Origin of the sequence: Rhizobium acidisoli (assembly GCF_002531755.2) — a bacterium.
Taxonomy (GTDB): domain Bacteria; phylum Pseudomonadota; class Alphaproteobacteria; order Rhizobiales; family Rhizobiaceae; genus Rhizobium; species Rhizobium acidisoli.
In genome coordinates this window covers 23,036-37,904 of sequence record NZ_CP035000.1, presented here as the reverse complement: position 1 = coordinate 37,904, position 14,869 = coordinate 23,036, and the positions used below count along the sequence as shown (strand labels likewise).

The following is a 14,869-nucleotide window of genomic DNA, read 5'->3' as shown; positions in this document are numbered from 1 at the left end:
GTACGCTACCCTGCAACCGAAACAGCGGCATCGGCCCTACGGTCCGATCGGTTCGAGGGCGCAATATACGTCGCTGTCGCGACGTGCCTGGTCAGTCTGGAGATACCAGTGGCGATCATGTTCGTCAGAGCGCAGGTGATCAGCAGGGGAGCCGGACGCAGCATCGTCTCGGCCGCCGCTTATCGTCATCGCGCCCGGATGATCGACGAACAGGTGGGAACGTCCTTCAGCTATCGCGGCGGGACGGCCGAGCTGATGCATGAGGAACTGGCGCTGCCCGATCAAATCCCGGCGTGGCTACGGTCGGCGATATCAGGTCAGTCCGTCGCCCGGGCGAGCGAAGTGCTGTGGAATGCCGTCGACGCTTTTGAGAAGCGGGCGGATGCGCAGCTTGCCCGGGAACTGATCATCGCCCTGCCGGAAGAGCTGACGCGGGCGGAGAACATCGCGCTGGTGCGCGACTTCGTCCGCGACAATCTTACCGCGAAAGGGATGATCGCCGACTGGGTCTATCACGACAAGGATGGCAACCCGCACATCCACCTGATGACGACGCTCCGGCCGCTGACGGAGGAAGGATTCGGGCGGAAGAAAGTTGCGGTTCTGGGAGAGGACGGCAAGCCGCTGCGTGTCGTCACTCCCGATCGGCCGAACGGCAAGATCATCTATAAGGTCTGGGCCGGTGACAAGGAAACGATGAAGGCGTGGAAGATTGCCTGGGCGGAAACGGCCAATCGGCATCTGGCGCTCGCCGGTCATGACATTCGCCTCGACGGTCGCTCCTATGCCGAACAGGGCCTCGACGGTATCGCGCAAAAACACCTCGGGCCGGAGAAGGCGGCACTCGCCCGCAAGGGCAGGGAGCTCTACTTCGCACCCGCCGATCTCGCCCGGCGCCAGGAGATGGCCGATCGGTTGCTGGCAGAGCCGGAGCTTCTGTTGAAGCAGCTCGGCAACGAACGCTCCACCTTCGACGAGAGGGATATCGCCAAGGCGCTGCATCGCTACGTCGACGATCCCGCAGATTTTGCCAACATCCGCGCCCGGCTGATGGCGTCGGACCAGTTGGTCATGTTGAAGCCGCAGGGGATTGATGCAGAGACAGGGAAGGCGGCCGAACCTGCCGTGTTCACCACGCGGGACATCCTGCGTATCGAATATGACATGGCGCAGTCGGCGTGGGCATTGTCGGCGCGCGGTGGCTTCGGTGTTTCCAGGCGGCACGTTGAAGCGGCGATTGATCGCGTCGAGAGCGCCGATCCCCAAACGCCGTTCCGGCTCGATGCGGAGCAGGTCGATGCCATCCATCATGTCACCGGTGACAGCGGCATTGCCGCCGTCGTCGGCCTGGCCGGCGCCGGCAAATCGACGCTGCTGGCCGCGGCCCGTCTTGCCTGGGAAGGCGAGGGGCACCGGGTGATCGGTGCCGCCCTTGCCGGCAAGGCGGCGGAAGGGCTGGAAGACAGTTCCGGCATCACGTCGCGCACACTTGCCTCGTGGGAACTCGCCTGGGCCAATGGGCGCGACACACTCCATCGCGGTGATGTGCTGGTCATCGATGAGGCCGGCATGGTGGCCTCGCAGCAGATGGCCCGTGTGCTGAAGATTGCCGAAGAGGCTGAGGTAAAGGTCGTTCTCGTCGGTGACGCCATGCAGCTGCAGCCGATCCAGGCAGGTGCTGCTTTCCGGGCAATCACCGAACGGATCGGCTTTGCCGAGCTTGCCGGCGTGCGCCGCCAGCGGGAGGGGTGGGCGCGTGACGCTTCGCGGCTCTTTGCTCGTGGTGAAGTCGACAAGGGCCTCGATGCCTATGCTCAACAGGGCCACCTGGTCGAGGCAGGCACGCGCGAGGAAACCATTGATCGCATCGTCTCCGACTGGGCTGCTGCGCGCAAGCAGGCAATCGATGGATCCATTTCCGAGGGACGGGATGGCCGTCTTCGCGGCGACGAACTGCTCGTGCTCGCCCACACCAATGATGACGTCAAACGCCTGAACGAGGCGCTGCGTGAAGTGATGGCTGGGGAGGGGGCGTTGAGCGACAGCCGCGCTTTCCGGACCGAGCGCGGGACGCGAGACTTCGCCGTCGGCGACCGCATCATCTTCCTGGAAAATGCTCGCTTCCTCGAGCCGCGGGCCAAGCACTCCGGGCCGCAATACGTCAAGAACGGCATGCTCGGCACGGTCGTCGCGACCGGTGACAAACGCGGCGATCCGCTGCTGTCGGTTCTGCTCGACAATGGCCGCAAGGTCGTCTTCAGCGAAGACAGTTATCGCAATGTCGATCACGGCTATGCCGCAACGATCCACAAATCGCAAGGCGCCACCGTCGACCGCACCTTCGTGCTCGCCACCGGCATGATGGACCGGCATCTGACCTATGTGTCGATGACCCGGCATCGTGACCGCGTCGATCTCTACGCTGCGAAAGAAGATTTTGAGCCGAGACCGGAATGGGGACGCAAACCGCGCGTCGATCACGCCGCCGGCGTCACCGGCGAGCTTGTCGAAACCGGCGAAGCCAAATTCCGGCCCGAGGACAAGGATGCCGACGACAGCCCCTATGGCGATGTCAGGACGGATGATGGAACCGTCCACCGGCTGTGGGGCGTGAGCCTGCCGAAAGCGCTCGAGGATGCCGGCATCTCCGACGGCGACACCGTCACGCTGCGCAAGGATGGTGTCGAGCGGGTCAAGGTTCAGGTTGCTATCGTCGACGAGGCGACGGGTCAGAAGCGTTACGAGGAGAGGGAAGTCGACCGCAACGTCTGGACGGCCAGCCGGATCGAAACCGCCTATGTCCGCCGGGAGCGCATCGAGCGGGAAAGTCATCGGCCGGAGGTGTTCAAGCAGATCGTCGAGCGATTGTCGCGTTCCGGCGCCAAGACGACGACGCTCGATTTTGAAAGCGAGGCGGGTTATCGCGCCCAGGCGCAAGACTTCGCCCGGCGTCGCGGGCTTGATCATCTTTCGCTCGCCGCAGCCGAGATGGAGGAAAGCCTTTCCCGGCGCTGGACGTGGATTGCCGCAAAGAGGGAGCAGGTGGAAAAGCTCTGGGAAAGGGCAAAGCGTGGCGCTCGGCTTTGCCATCGAGCGAGAACGGCGGGTCGCCTACAACGAGGCGCGAACCGAATCCCACATCGTCTCGGGCGCAAGCGCTGGCGAAGACCGATATCTGATCCCGCCGGCGTCGGATTTCCGTAGGAGCCTCGGCGAGGACGCGCGGCTGGCGCAGCGTTCATCACCGGCCTGGACGGAGCGCGAAACGATGCTGCGACCGCTGCTCAATATGATCTACCGGGATCCGGATGCAGCACTTGTTGCCCTGAATGCGCTCGCCTCGGATATCGGCACTGAACCCCGCAAGCTTTCCGACGAACTTGCCGCAGCACCCGACCGGCTTGGCCGGCTGCTTGGTTCCGAGCTGATCGTCGACGGACGCGCGGCGCGTAACGAGCGCGAGGTCGCCATGGCGGCTGTGAAGGAATTGCTTCCCTTGGCGCGGGCCCATGCGACCGAGTTCCGCAGAAACGCCGAACGGTTCGAAGTCCGCGAGCAGACGCGTCGCTCCTATATGTCATTGTCGATCCCGGCGCTCTCCGAACGCGCGATGGCGCGCCTGATGGAGGTCGAGGCGGTGCGCAGCCGGGGCGGGGACGACGCCTATAAGACGGCCTTTGCGCTCGCCGCCGAGGACCGCACCATCGTGCAGGAAATCAAGGCGGTCAGCGAAGCGTTAACGGCCCGCTTTGGCTGGAGTGCATTCACCGGGAAGGCGGATGCGGTTGCTGAACGCAACACGGCCGAGCGCATGCCGGACGATCTGACGGCCGCCCGGCGCGAGAAACTGACCCGGCTGTTCGAAGCCGTGAAGCGTTTTGCCGGAGAGCAGCATCTCACCGAGCGGCAGGATCGTTCGAAAGTCGTCGCCGGCGCGAGCGCCGATTTGAGCAAAGAGTCAGGAAAGGAAAATGTCACCATGCTGCCCATGCTTGCCGCCGTCACCGCGTTCAGGACGTCGGTCGACGATGAGGCTCGATTGCGGGTGCTCTCCAACCCCTTCTATCGCCAGCAGCGTGGTACATTGGCCAACGCCGCGACAATGATCTGGCGCGATCCGTCGGGCGCCGTCGGCAAGATCGAGGAGCTGCTTCGGAAAGGTGTTGCTGCTGATCGCATCGCCGCCGCGGTGACCAATGATCCGGCCGCCTATGGGGCTTTGCGCGGTTCGGATCGTCTGATGGACCGGATGCTGGCGTCCGGCCGGGAGCGGAAAGAGGCGATGCGGGCCGTGCCGGAAGCCGCGGCTCGCCTGCGGTCGCTTGGGACCGCCTATGCAAACACCCTCGGAGCCGAGCGTCAGACCATCATCGATGAGCGCCGGCGGATGGCGGTTGCCATTCCGGGCTTGTCGAAAGCTGCGGAAGAGGCGATCCAGCGGCTGACAACGGAAGCGAAGAAGAATGGTCGGAAGCTGAGCGGTTCCATTGGTTCTCTCGACCCGAGCATTCGCCGGGAGTTCGCCGCCGTCAGCAAGGCGCTCGATGAGCGCTTCGGCCGCGATGCCATTATTCGAAACGACAAGGATCTCATCAATCGCGTGCCGCCGGCGCAGCGCCCGGCCTTCGCGACGATGCAGGACAGGTTGAAGGTGCTGCAGCAGACCGTCCGCCAAGAAAGCAGTGAACAGATTATCGCGGAACGGCGCGAGCGTGCTGTCAACCGTGGGCGCGGGATTATTTTGTAGGTGCGACTGGAGAGGTGGATTAGACGACGACGATAAGGCTGTATGACGCGCTCGTTCCAATGGGCGGCCTCGTATTATTGATCGGTGGATCAGGATACTCGCTTCAAGTCCTAGCCAAACGCCGCCGCAGTCAAAGGTCATAGGTTGCCTGCGAGAGGCGCCCAAGGGGTACTCGCATAAAATGCCCTTGAAAAACTGCGGGTGGACGATGCCAAATCTTTCGCCTATCGATGGTATCATGAAGTCGTCTCTCGATCATATCCCGCTTCGCAAACAGCGCGAGATCGGCCGCGTTCTGGAAATCCTGCATGAGGAATTCGAGGATGCCGTGAAGGATGGCACGGCGGAGTTCAAGAAGCGCGGGCGCATCCTGAAGATCATCCTGTTCGGCTCCTACGCCAAGGGCGGATGGGTCGACGAACCGTTCACCATGAAGGGTTATCGGTCGGACTTCGATCTCCTAATCATCGTCAATAACCGCAAGCTCTGCGAGTTCGCTGAATATTGGTACAAGGCCGCCGACCGGCTGATCCACGACAAGTCGATCGAAACACCGGTGAGCTTCATCGTCCATTCCAGGCGCGAGGTGAACACCTACCTCAAGGAGGGGCAATACTTCTTCTCAGATATCCGCAAGGAAGGCATTGTTCTATACGAACTCGATGATGAGCCGCTTGCGGAGCCGCAGTCCCTCTCGTCGGAAGACCGACTGCGTGTGGCGAAGGAGCATTTTGAGCAGAGGCTTCATGAGGCAATGGCCATCCTCGAAACGGCCAAGTTTCAAGTCAGCCGATCAGAAAGGACGGGCGACGCATGGATAAATTGGGCGGCCTTCAGTCTTCATCAGTCACTCGAACAGGCCTATTCCTGCGTTCTGCTGACGCTCACCAATTACGGTCCACCTTCTCACAACGTTAAGTTCCTACGCTCGCTTGCAGAAGAGCAGGACCGTCGTCTTGCCGCGGCGTTTCCTCGCGACCAGCATCGCGAGCGTGCCTGGTTCAACACACTGAACGAGGCCTACGTCAAAGCGCGGTATTCCAAGCATTTCGAAATCAGCGAAGAAGCCCTCGGCTGGCTTGGCGAACGAACCACCCTGCTGCTTGAGCTAGTACAAATGGTGTGCTCCGAGCATGTGAAGATGCTGGGATCGAGCGTGATCGTTCCCCGAGCTGAGAAATAGGTCACTTTTTTGACGCGATCACGCGGGCCGATTACTTAGAGAAGCCGAACCTATTCGTATTGCCGGAGATGTAAGGGTATAACTGTGGCGGTCAGGTTGAAATGTCCGCGGTTGCGCAAAGTAGAAATGTCACTTTGGTCTGCATCCGGCATGCCGATCAGCCCCGATCTGAGCGGCTGGTCCGGGTTGAAAGGGCGGAGCGGGGGCGGGTGAAGGAGCACCCCTTCGGCTTTAGCTTTCTCAGTGGCAATTGTTCCGTCACCGGCTGATACTCCCTTACACCGCATGGGGCGGATAGGGACGATGCCGCACGATGCTTCCGGAGATCAAACTGCAAGGTGACGTCGATATCGCCGCGCTGTCACCTCTTCTTCGCGGTATGCTCCTGTCCGTTGCCTATGCTGACGGTGAGGGTGGCATAGGATTGACAGCGACCGGCGCCATGAACCGCAAATTCGTGCATTGGGCCGCTGTGAACTTCCTCTGGCCCGACTTCACAGCCGAAGACCTCTACAGCATGAACAAAGTGCTGAACGAAAGCGACATGCCGCCGCTCTGGGTCGTGCGGGACATGACCCGCCATCTGAAGCTGCTTCGCCGGAAAAAGGATGTGCTGCTGCCAACCAGACGTGGCCGCGAGTTCCTGATGAACCCACAAGCCTTCTTCGATCTCGTCGCCACGGATTATCTCTATTCGTATGTCCACGTGACCGATCGGCAAGAGGACGTTCAGGCGCGATTGCGTTGGTGGCGTATGTTCCTCAACCTTCTCAATATCAAGGCCAGAGAAGGTTGCACGCCATTGGATGTTGTAAAGATCCTCAAGCCAGACTTTGCGCCCCTATCGGACACCGAAATGACCTTGGAAGCCTGGGAGCTCAAATCCGACCTAAAATACGGCGTTTTACGGCGCTTATGCTGGCTCGGCTTGCTCTATGAAGCAAGAGAAGGGCTCACGCTTTTCCAGGATGGATCCTACCATAAGACGCCGCTTTGGGCAGCCTGCCTGCAGCTGGAATCAGATACGCAAAGCGACATCGGCGTGCACTGACGATCGTTATTCCACCGCTGGTTGCTTCAATAGCGCTTTCTCCCGCCGTGCAATCACCGCCGGATCGTTCATGTAATCTGTCCTCGGTTTGCGGCCACGCTTCTGATAGCCATTGCCCTGGCTACCATCCGGTATCCCAAACATATGATCTGTCTGACCTGTGCGGCGAGGACCGCTCTTGCTGCGCTGCAGTTCACGTCCAGCCTGCATCTCGGCGACAACAGACAGCATGTCGTCCAGACGCTTGTTGTCGACGACTGCCGGCCGATGGACCGACCGCAGCTTGTCAAAGGTTCTGTAGGGTAGGGCAAAACTCTCGTGCATGATCTCAAGGCGACCGTCCGGATAATCGCAAACAATTACCTTTTGGGCGGCCAAGGGCCTGGAAATGTCGGTCGGATCGAGAATGAACAGCACCTTGTCGTAGCGCAGCGTCAAAGTCTGCGACAGCGTGCGAACCTCCTTGCGGCACATGGCGCCATCGAGGTTCTCGTGATCGGCCAACGGCCGGTGCATGTCCTTCGGATTGCGCGGCTGTTTGCCGAAACGCGCGTTGAAATCCATGATGAACTCAGACGCATAGGCGTTGGCTTCCTCGATCGTGTCGATGCCGCGAAGCCGCATCTCCTTGACCAGCCGATCCTGCAATGTCTGGTTGGCACGTTCCACCCGGCCCTTGGCCTGCGGGGTGTTGGCACAGATGATATCGATGTTCAGCTCATAAAGCGCCCGGCCGAATTGCGTCAGGCCGCTCGTCCTGTCCTTCTCCGACGCATGCGTGGAGCGGAAAACACCATGCTTGTCGCTGTAGAAGGCCAGCGGTTTGCCCCATTGCTGCAGATAGGCCTTGGTCGCGTGCAGATAGTCGAATGTGTTCTCCGATCCAGCAAAGCGAAGATGCAACAGCTTGCCGGTCGCGTCATCGATATAGACGAGCAGGGCGCATTTGGGGCCGCGGTTCTCGAACCACCAGTGATGCGAGCCATCTATCTGCACCAATTCGCCAAAGCAATCACGCCGGCCGCGCGGCTGGAAAACCCGTTTCTTGCGTTCCCGGCGAGAAATCCAGATGCCGGCCTCGGTCATCCATTGTCGCAACGTCTCCTTGGCCACAGAGATCCGGTGGAGCTCGATCAGCTTCTCGCGCGCCAGCGTCGGACCGAAATCCAGATAGCGTTCGCGGATCAGATCCAGCGCCGCATTGCGAAACGCCTCGCTGTGGCGACGATTGCTTGGACGCGATCGTTTCTTCGAAACAAGGCCTGCCGGACCGTCCCGGTCATAGGTCTGCAGCAGCCGATGGACCTGACTTCGACTGAGGTCAAGCCGTTCGGCTGCTTGGACAACGCTCAGGCGTTCGTCACGGATCTTCTGGATAAGTTCAAGGCGATGCAACTCTTTCTGCGACATGGTGATCAAACAGGACATGACGACTCCGACCGCTCATGGTCTCGACCAGGCTGAAGATCGTCATCCTTGCTCCCAACGTTGGCTTTGACCAGTGCGTCGAGAGGCGAGACTGTGCAACTCTAACTGGCCCAACTGTCGCATTACTAAATAGCCGCTACAATAACTGTGGCGGTCAGGTTGAAATGTCCGCGGTTGCGCAAAGTAGAAATGTCACTTTGGTCTGCATCCGGCATGCCGATCAGCCCCGATCTGAGCGGCTGGTCCGGGTTGCAAGATCAGATCGGGGCGGGTGAGGGGCACCTTTCGGCTTTAGCTTTGAGACGATGCGATCGACGTCTCACTCGGCAGCATCAAGCTTTGCCAGCGCTGCTTTACGGCGTTCGATCACCGCCGGATCGTTCATAAAATCCGTCCGCCGTCCCGGACCGTGAGCCCGTCGCACATAGCCGTTCTTCTCGCTGTTAGTCTTCACGTCAGGCTTTGCCTGCTGCTCCTGGCGCGCTTTGATATAAGCCAGAACGTCGCCGAGCCGCTTGTTCTCGGTGATCGCCGCATGCGTCACTCGCTGGTCCTTGTCGAACACCTTGTAGGGCAGGGAGTGTCCCTTCCACCTTACATCGAGCCGGCCGTCGGCATAGGCATAGGTCTCGACATAGCGGCCAGCCAATCCGCGCGTCACCTCGCTCTCCTGCAACATGATCCGCTTGCGCTCGAACGAAAACGTCAACTGCGCCCCGACATAGCGCTGCTCACGTTTGCACAGGATCTCCCTTAATCGATCCGGGGCGAGATTCATCGGCCGGTGCAGATCACCGGACCGGGCAGGGGTGAGTGCAAACCGCCCATTGTAATGCTCCATGAAGCCAGGCAGGAACGCATTGCCGGCCTCCATGTCGGTGATGCCGGCCAGCCGCAATTCCTTGACCAGCCGATCCTGCAGCGTCCGGTTCATCCGCTCGACACGACCCTTGGCCTGGCTGGAGTTTGCACAGAGAATCTCGACATTTAGCTCTGAAAGCGCCCGCCCGAACTGGGTCATGCCCTGGCCACCCTTGGCATCCTTCTTCGCCACCCGGAACACCGAGTGCTTGTCGGAGTAAAAGGCGATCGGTGCGCCGTGATGCTTCAGATAAAGCTCCAGCGCGTCGAAATAGCTGAAGGCGCTTTCCGAGCGCACGAAGCGCAACTGCATCAACCTGCCCGTCGCATCGTCGACGAACACCAAGAGCGAACACGGATCTCCACGATCCTCGAACCAGCGATGCTCGGATCCGTCGATCTGCACCAGTTCGCCATAGGCCTCGCGCCGCAGCCGCGGCTGATGAAACGTCCGCCGCTGCTTGCGCGACAGCCACAATCCGGCTTCCGTCATCCAGCGGCGCAGCGTCTCGCGCGACACACGCAATCCATCGCGCTCGGCAAGCTTCTCGGCTGCCAGCGTTGGACCGAAATCCGCATAGTGCTCGCGAACCAGCGTCACCGCATAATCCCGAACGCCGTCGCTGATCCGGTTGTTCGATGGTCGGCCGATCGCCTTGTGCCTTATCGATGCTGCGCCGTCAGTCCGGATCCGCTCCAGCAGCCGACGCACCTGGCGCTCGCTCAGGTCAAGCACATGCGCGGCCGTCACCATCGTCATCCGGCCGTCGATCACCTTCGACAAAACCTCGATCCGCTGCAGATCACGCTCGCTCATCGCTATCAATCCCATCTGCAATCTCCGCCGTCATCAAAAACGGGGAGAGTGTGACATTCCAACTTTGCAGAAACAGGACATTCTAACTTTGCGGTGGAGAATCTAGCCGAAGTGCATCATGCCGGTTTTTAGGGTAGGGGTTCAGCGTCCTTCTTGCAAATGTGCCATGAACACTTCGGCCGGTGTCCTGTAATCGAGGCACTTTCTTGGCTGGTCGTTGAGATGGCGAGCAAGCTGGATGAGGTTGCGTTGCGAGACGGCCGTCAGGTCCGTCTCGCCTGGCATAAAGCGGCGAATGCGCTTGTTGGTGTTTTCCACTGCGCCTTTCTGCCACGGTGCGCTGGGATCGCAGAACCAGCTGCGCGCGCCGATACCATCTTCCAAAGCCCTGAATCCCGCAAACTCGGTGCCGCGATCAAAGGTGAAGCTCTGGCGTGCGAACGCCGGCAAGGAAGAGAATGCTTCGATGATCTTGTCCATGATCGGCCGCGAGTGCCGGCTCTGGTTCTTGATCATCACGGTGTAGCGGCTTTTGCGCTCGATCAGGGAAGTGACGTTGGCGGTGCCCAAGTCACGTTGGAAGATCAACAAGTCGCCTTCCCAGTGGCCGAATTGCGAGCGATCACCAATGAAATCAGGTCGTTGCGATATCCTGCAGGCAGCAGGAAAGGCACCGTCGCGGGGTTTCCTCGAACCGCGAGCGCGGCGTTTGCGGCGGCCCTCCGGCAGATGCTGATAGAGCTTCAGCGCATAATCTTCCTTGCAGTAGATGAAGCGATAGATCGTCTCGGTGCAGACACGCACGGTGCAAACGCCATCCGCGAGTAGGCGGCCGGCGATCTGTTCGGGTGACCAAAGCGCCTCCAACTGCTCGATAACCAGTTCGCGCAATTGCGGGTGCCGCACAAGCTTCCTCAAACGCCGTCGCCGCTCTTTGCGGATGTCGTCAGCAACCGTGCTGTAGTAGCCGTCGTAGTCCGGTAGTTCGCGATCGCGAAACGTATTGCGCTTGATCTCACGATAGATGGTCGAGCGATGGCGACCGAGTTGGCGGGCCATCTCATTGATCGGAACCTTCCGCTCGACCCAATGATGCAGGCGCCGTCGATCGGCGAGGGTCAAGTGTGAATAGCATCGCGACATGCCAAAATCTCCAAAGTGAAACCATTGAAATCATTGGCATGTCGCACTTGGAAATAGAATGTGCCCGGCTACAATAACTGTCAAAGCTGATTAGAGGCGCGACGTCGTCAGCCAGTTAGAAACGCGACACTGGCACTGGCGATCAGCCCCCGACCGAACCGGCTGGTCCGGGTTGCAAGGGTAGGGAGGGGGCGGGTGAGAGGCACCCTTCGGCTTTAGCTTTGAGACTATGGCGACACCATTCATTCGGCAGCCTCCATCCGCGCCAGCGCCTTCTGCCGTTTGGCAATGACTTCCGGATCGTTCATGAAGTCCGTCCGCGGGCCGGGCTTGCGACCACGCTTTTGATAACCGTTGCCCTGGCTACCATCCGGTATCCCAAACATATGATCCGTCTGACCGGTGCGGCGCGGGCCGCTCTTACTGCGCTGCAGTTCACGTCCAGCCTGCAGCTCAGCGACGATCGAAAGCATGTCGTCCAAACGCTTGTTGTCGACGACTTCGGGTCTATGTATCGATCGCAACTTATCGAAGGTTCTGTAGGGCAGGGCAAAACTCTCGTGCATGATCTCGAGGCGACCATCCGGATAGTCGCAGACGACGACCTTCTTACCCGCCAGCGCCTTGGCCTGTTCCGTCGGATCGAGGATGAACAGGACCTTGTCGTAGCGTAGCGTCAGGGACTGCGACAGCGTGCGGACCTCCTTCCGGCACATGGCGGCATCGAGGTTCTCATGTGCGGCCAGCGGCCGATGCATGTCCTTCGGATTGCGCGGCGGCTTGCCGAAACGAGCATTGAAATCCGCAATGAACGCCGGTGCATAGAGGTTTGCAGCCTCGATCGTGTCGATGCCGCGCAGCCGCAGTTCCTTGACCAATCGATCCTGCAGCGTCTGATTGGCGCGTTCCACGCGACCTTTGGCCTGCGGGGTGTTGGCGCAGATGATATCGATGTTGAGCTCATAAAGGGCACGACCGAACTGCGTCAGGCCGCTCGTCCGGTCTTTCTCCGATGCATGGACCGGGCGGAAGACACCGTGCTTGTCGCTATAGAATGCCAGAGGTTTGCCCCATTGCTGCAGATAGGCCTTCGTCGCATGCAGGTAGTCGAAGGTGTTCTCCGATCCGGCGAACCGCAGATGCAAGAGCTTGCCGGTAGCATCATCGATGTAGACGAGCAGGGCGCATTTGGGACCGCGGTTCTCAAACCACCAGTGATGCGAACCGTCGATCTGGACGAGCTCGCCGAGACAATCCCGCCGGCCGCGCGGCTGAAAAATCCGCTTCTTGCGTTCGCGTCGCGAGATCCAGATGCCGGCCTCGGTCATCCATTGGCGTAACGTCTCCTTGGCGACCGAAATCTGATGCAGTTCGATCAGTTTCTCGCGTGCTAACGTCGGACCGAAATCCGGATAGCGTTCGCGGATCAGATCCAGCGCCGCATTGCGAAAATCCTCGCTGTGGCGCCGATTGCTCGGCCGTGATCGCTTCTTCGAAACAAGACCGGCTTCACCGGAACGATCATAAGCCTGCAGCAGCCTATGAACCTGACTTCGGCTGAGATCGAGCACCTCAGTCGCCTGGACGACGCTCAGGCGTCGATCACGGATCTTCTGAACAACTTCGAGGCGATGCAATTCTTTCTGCGACATGGTGATCATAAAGGACATGACGACTCCGACCGCTCATGGTCTCGACCAGGCTGAAAGTCGTCATCCTTGCTCCCAACGTTGGCATTGACCAGCACGTCGAAAGGCGAGACTGTCGCATCTCTAACTGGCCCAACTGTCGCATTACTAAATAGCTCCTACAATAACATATCGCATAAGCAGATTTATGGAACTCGGATGGCTTGTTCTTTAAACGTGAAGCTGGTTCCACACCGGCAGAATTTCGCCACGCGCGATTGCTCGATCAATCTTAACGGGATCAGCGGCGAATGTCTGCAACAGATCAACACGGATCGCTGTAAGTCTTCCGAGGCGCCTGTGTAGGCGATCACAATCGGTAAATTTTCGGCAGACGGAAAACGAAGGGATTATAGCGAAAACGGGCGTTCGGTGCTAACAGCAGAGGCAGGAAGGGCTGCGGCCGAGTTTCGCTTCAAGATGGCTTCTGTTTTATTACTGCCTAACTAGGCAGGCTGGTTCGCGATGGGTTGCTCGGCACATAACCGCAATGTGAACAGAATCTCGCCGGAATCATTCGTAGCAGATGATACCTCTGCTTTCTCGGTGTAGAAGGCATGGCACCTCTACACCTGTCGCCGCCCGTCAAAGGGAATGGGCCCAGGCAGGGAAGTCCAGGCCCATTCTTTCCCGATCGGAGGTCAGTCGGATCAGGAATTTGCGGCTGCCGGTTTAGCCGGCAGCCCTTTTCATCAGAACGCGCGCTGCAGGCGGAAGTAGCCCGAGGTTACGTCTTCAGCATTGTCCGGATCGAGGTACTGAACCGAAACCTTTGCCGAGAAGTTGTCGACGATCTGGTAGTCGATCGTTACGCCGGCCTTCCAGGCGCTGACGTCGTCGTTGAACTCGCCTGCAGTGACGCCGTAGTTGTCGTAGTACTGAACAGCCGGGGTGATCTTCAGCTTGTCAGTCGCCTTGATGGCGTATTCGGCAGCGATCGCCCATTCAGCCTTGTTGTAGTAGGCGTTCGGGTTCGTTGCGTAGACAACTGCGAGGCCGAGCGTGCCCGGACCGACAGCAACCGTACCCATTGCGCGGACGGCGCCTTCTTCGTTGTCGGTGTCGTAGCCGGCAGTGATCTGGTAGCTGAAGGCACCGGCCTTGCCGCCGAGACCGACGGCAACGCCGACGTTGTTGGCGGTTTCGCCGTCATAGAACGGGCTGTCTTCCAGCTCGTCGACGCTGATGCCGGCGTAGAAGGCGTCGGTTTCGTACTGATAACGGATGGAGTTATGCAGCGTGACCGGCGAGCCGATATCGTCGGTTTCGCCCGAGAGGCCATCGTCCCACCAGCTGTAAAACAGACCGGCGCGGAAGCCGGCGATGTCGAGGTAAGCGGAGTCGAGCTGGGCCTTCTGGGCCGAAGCGTTGTCAGCATTGAACTGCATGACGATGACGCCGGTCAGCGGACCGTACTCGGTGTCGCTCTTGGCGGTGAACTGAACCTGGCCGCGCGTACGGGCGTCCCAGTCGGAGTCGTTGGGAACAGAACCGCCGCCGCCGGCGCCGATGGAGCTGGCGTTGGGAGCAACGTCAACCTGGAAACGGACGTAGCCGTTGATCTTCAGGCAAGTTTCGGTGCCCGGGATATAGAAGTAGCCGGTGCCGTAGGCGTCGCAGACCCGGACGTATTCAACCGGTTCCGGCTCGGCAGCAACGATAGCATCAGCAGCTTGCGCATAGGACGCTGCCGAGATGGTAGCGCCGATGCTGACGAGCATGCCGGCAAATGTGGTTCTCATAGTGAATGTCTCCCATTGTCGAATAGTTGAGGCTGCAGCTGGTCGCCAAGAAAGGAGGGAGCTAGCAGCACTGCGTCAAAGCTAGGACTTTGTCCGGTCAGCGCAGAAGGGCTATCACTAAAATGCTTTAAAGGAGAGATTTCTCATCTTAAATAACGTTTATAAATCCAACGATGGCGCGGGTGTGTCATAATAGAAGCGTAAAATAT

At 59.7% G+C, this 14,869-nt stretch carries 7 protein-coding genes and 1 pseudogene; 3 read left to right on the top strand and 5 right to left on the bottom strand.

The features are described from left to right. Positions 1 to 108 precede the first annotated feature (108 nt). The 3 genes and pseudogenes from traA (at position 109) to CO657_RS25780 (ending at position 6,981) form a co-directional block, all read left to right on the top strand. A pseudogene (gene traA, locus CO657_RS25790) lies at positions 109 to 4,747 on the top strand (Ti-type conjugative transfer relaxase TraA). A gap of 208 nt (positions 4,748 to 4,955) precedes the next feature. Further along, a complete protein-coding gene (locus tag CO657_RS25785) occupies positions 4,956 to 5,930 on the top strand; it encodes a nucleotidyltransferase and HEPN domain-containing protein (protein WP_054186316.1) in 975 nt (324 codons plus the stop codon). A gap of 313 nt (positions 5,931 to 6,243) precedes the next feature. Next, complete coding sequence (locus CO657_RS25780; RefSeq protein WP_054186317.1) at positions 6,244 to 6,981, top strand: hypothetical protein; 738 nt, start codon at positions 6,244 to 6,246, stop codon at positions 6,979 to 6,981. A 6-nt stretch (positions 6,982 to 6,987) separates the two neighbouring features. Here CO657_RS25780 and CO657_RS25775 read toward each other — a convergent pair whose 3' ends face one another. From CO657_RS25775 to CO657_RS25755, 5 genes are all read right to left on the bottom strand, one after another. Next, complete coding sequence (locus tag CO657_RS25775) at positions 6,988 to 8,409, bottom strand: ISNCY family transposase (protein WP_054186318.1); 1,422 nt, start codon at positions 8,407 to 8,409, stop codon at positions 6,988 to 6,990. 319 nt (positions 8,410 to 8,728) lie between these two features. Next, entirely contained in the window at positions 8,729 to 10,102 is a 1,374-nt protein-coding gene (locus CO657_RS25770; RefSeq protein ID WP_054186319.1) for an ISNCY family transposase, read from the bottom strand. A 126-nt stretch (positions 10,103 to 10,228) separates the two neighbouring features. Beyond that, positions 10,229 to 11,230 (bottom strand): IS30 family transposase, encoded by a 1,002-nt coding sequence (locus CO657_RS25765; RefSeq protein WP_054186320.1) that lies wholly within the window; start codon positions 11,228 to 11,230, stop codon positions 10,229 to 10,231. Positions 11,231 to 11,472: 242 nt separating this feature from the next. Further along, positions 11,473 to 12,900: an ISNCY family transposase gene (locus CO657_RS25760; protein ID WP_054186386.1), complete on the bottom strand. Its 1,428-nt coding sequence runs from the start codon at positions 12,898 to 12,900 to the stop codon at positions 11,473 to 11,475. A gap of 710 nt (positions 12,901 to 13,610) precedes the next feature. Continuing rightward, positions 13,611 to 14,639, bottom strand: coding sequence for a porin (locus CO657_RS25755; RefSeq protein ID WP_054185884.1), 1,029 nt, complete (start codon positions 14,637 to 14,639; stop codon positions 13,611 to 13,613). Positions 14,640 to 14,869: the final 230 nt, after the last annotated feature.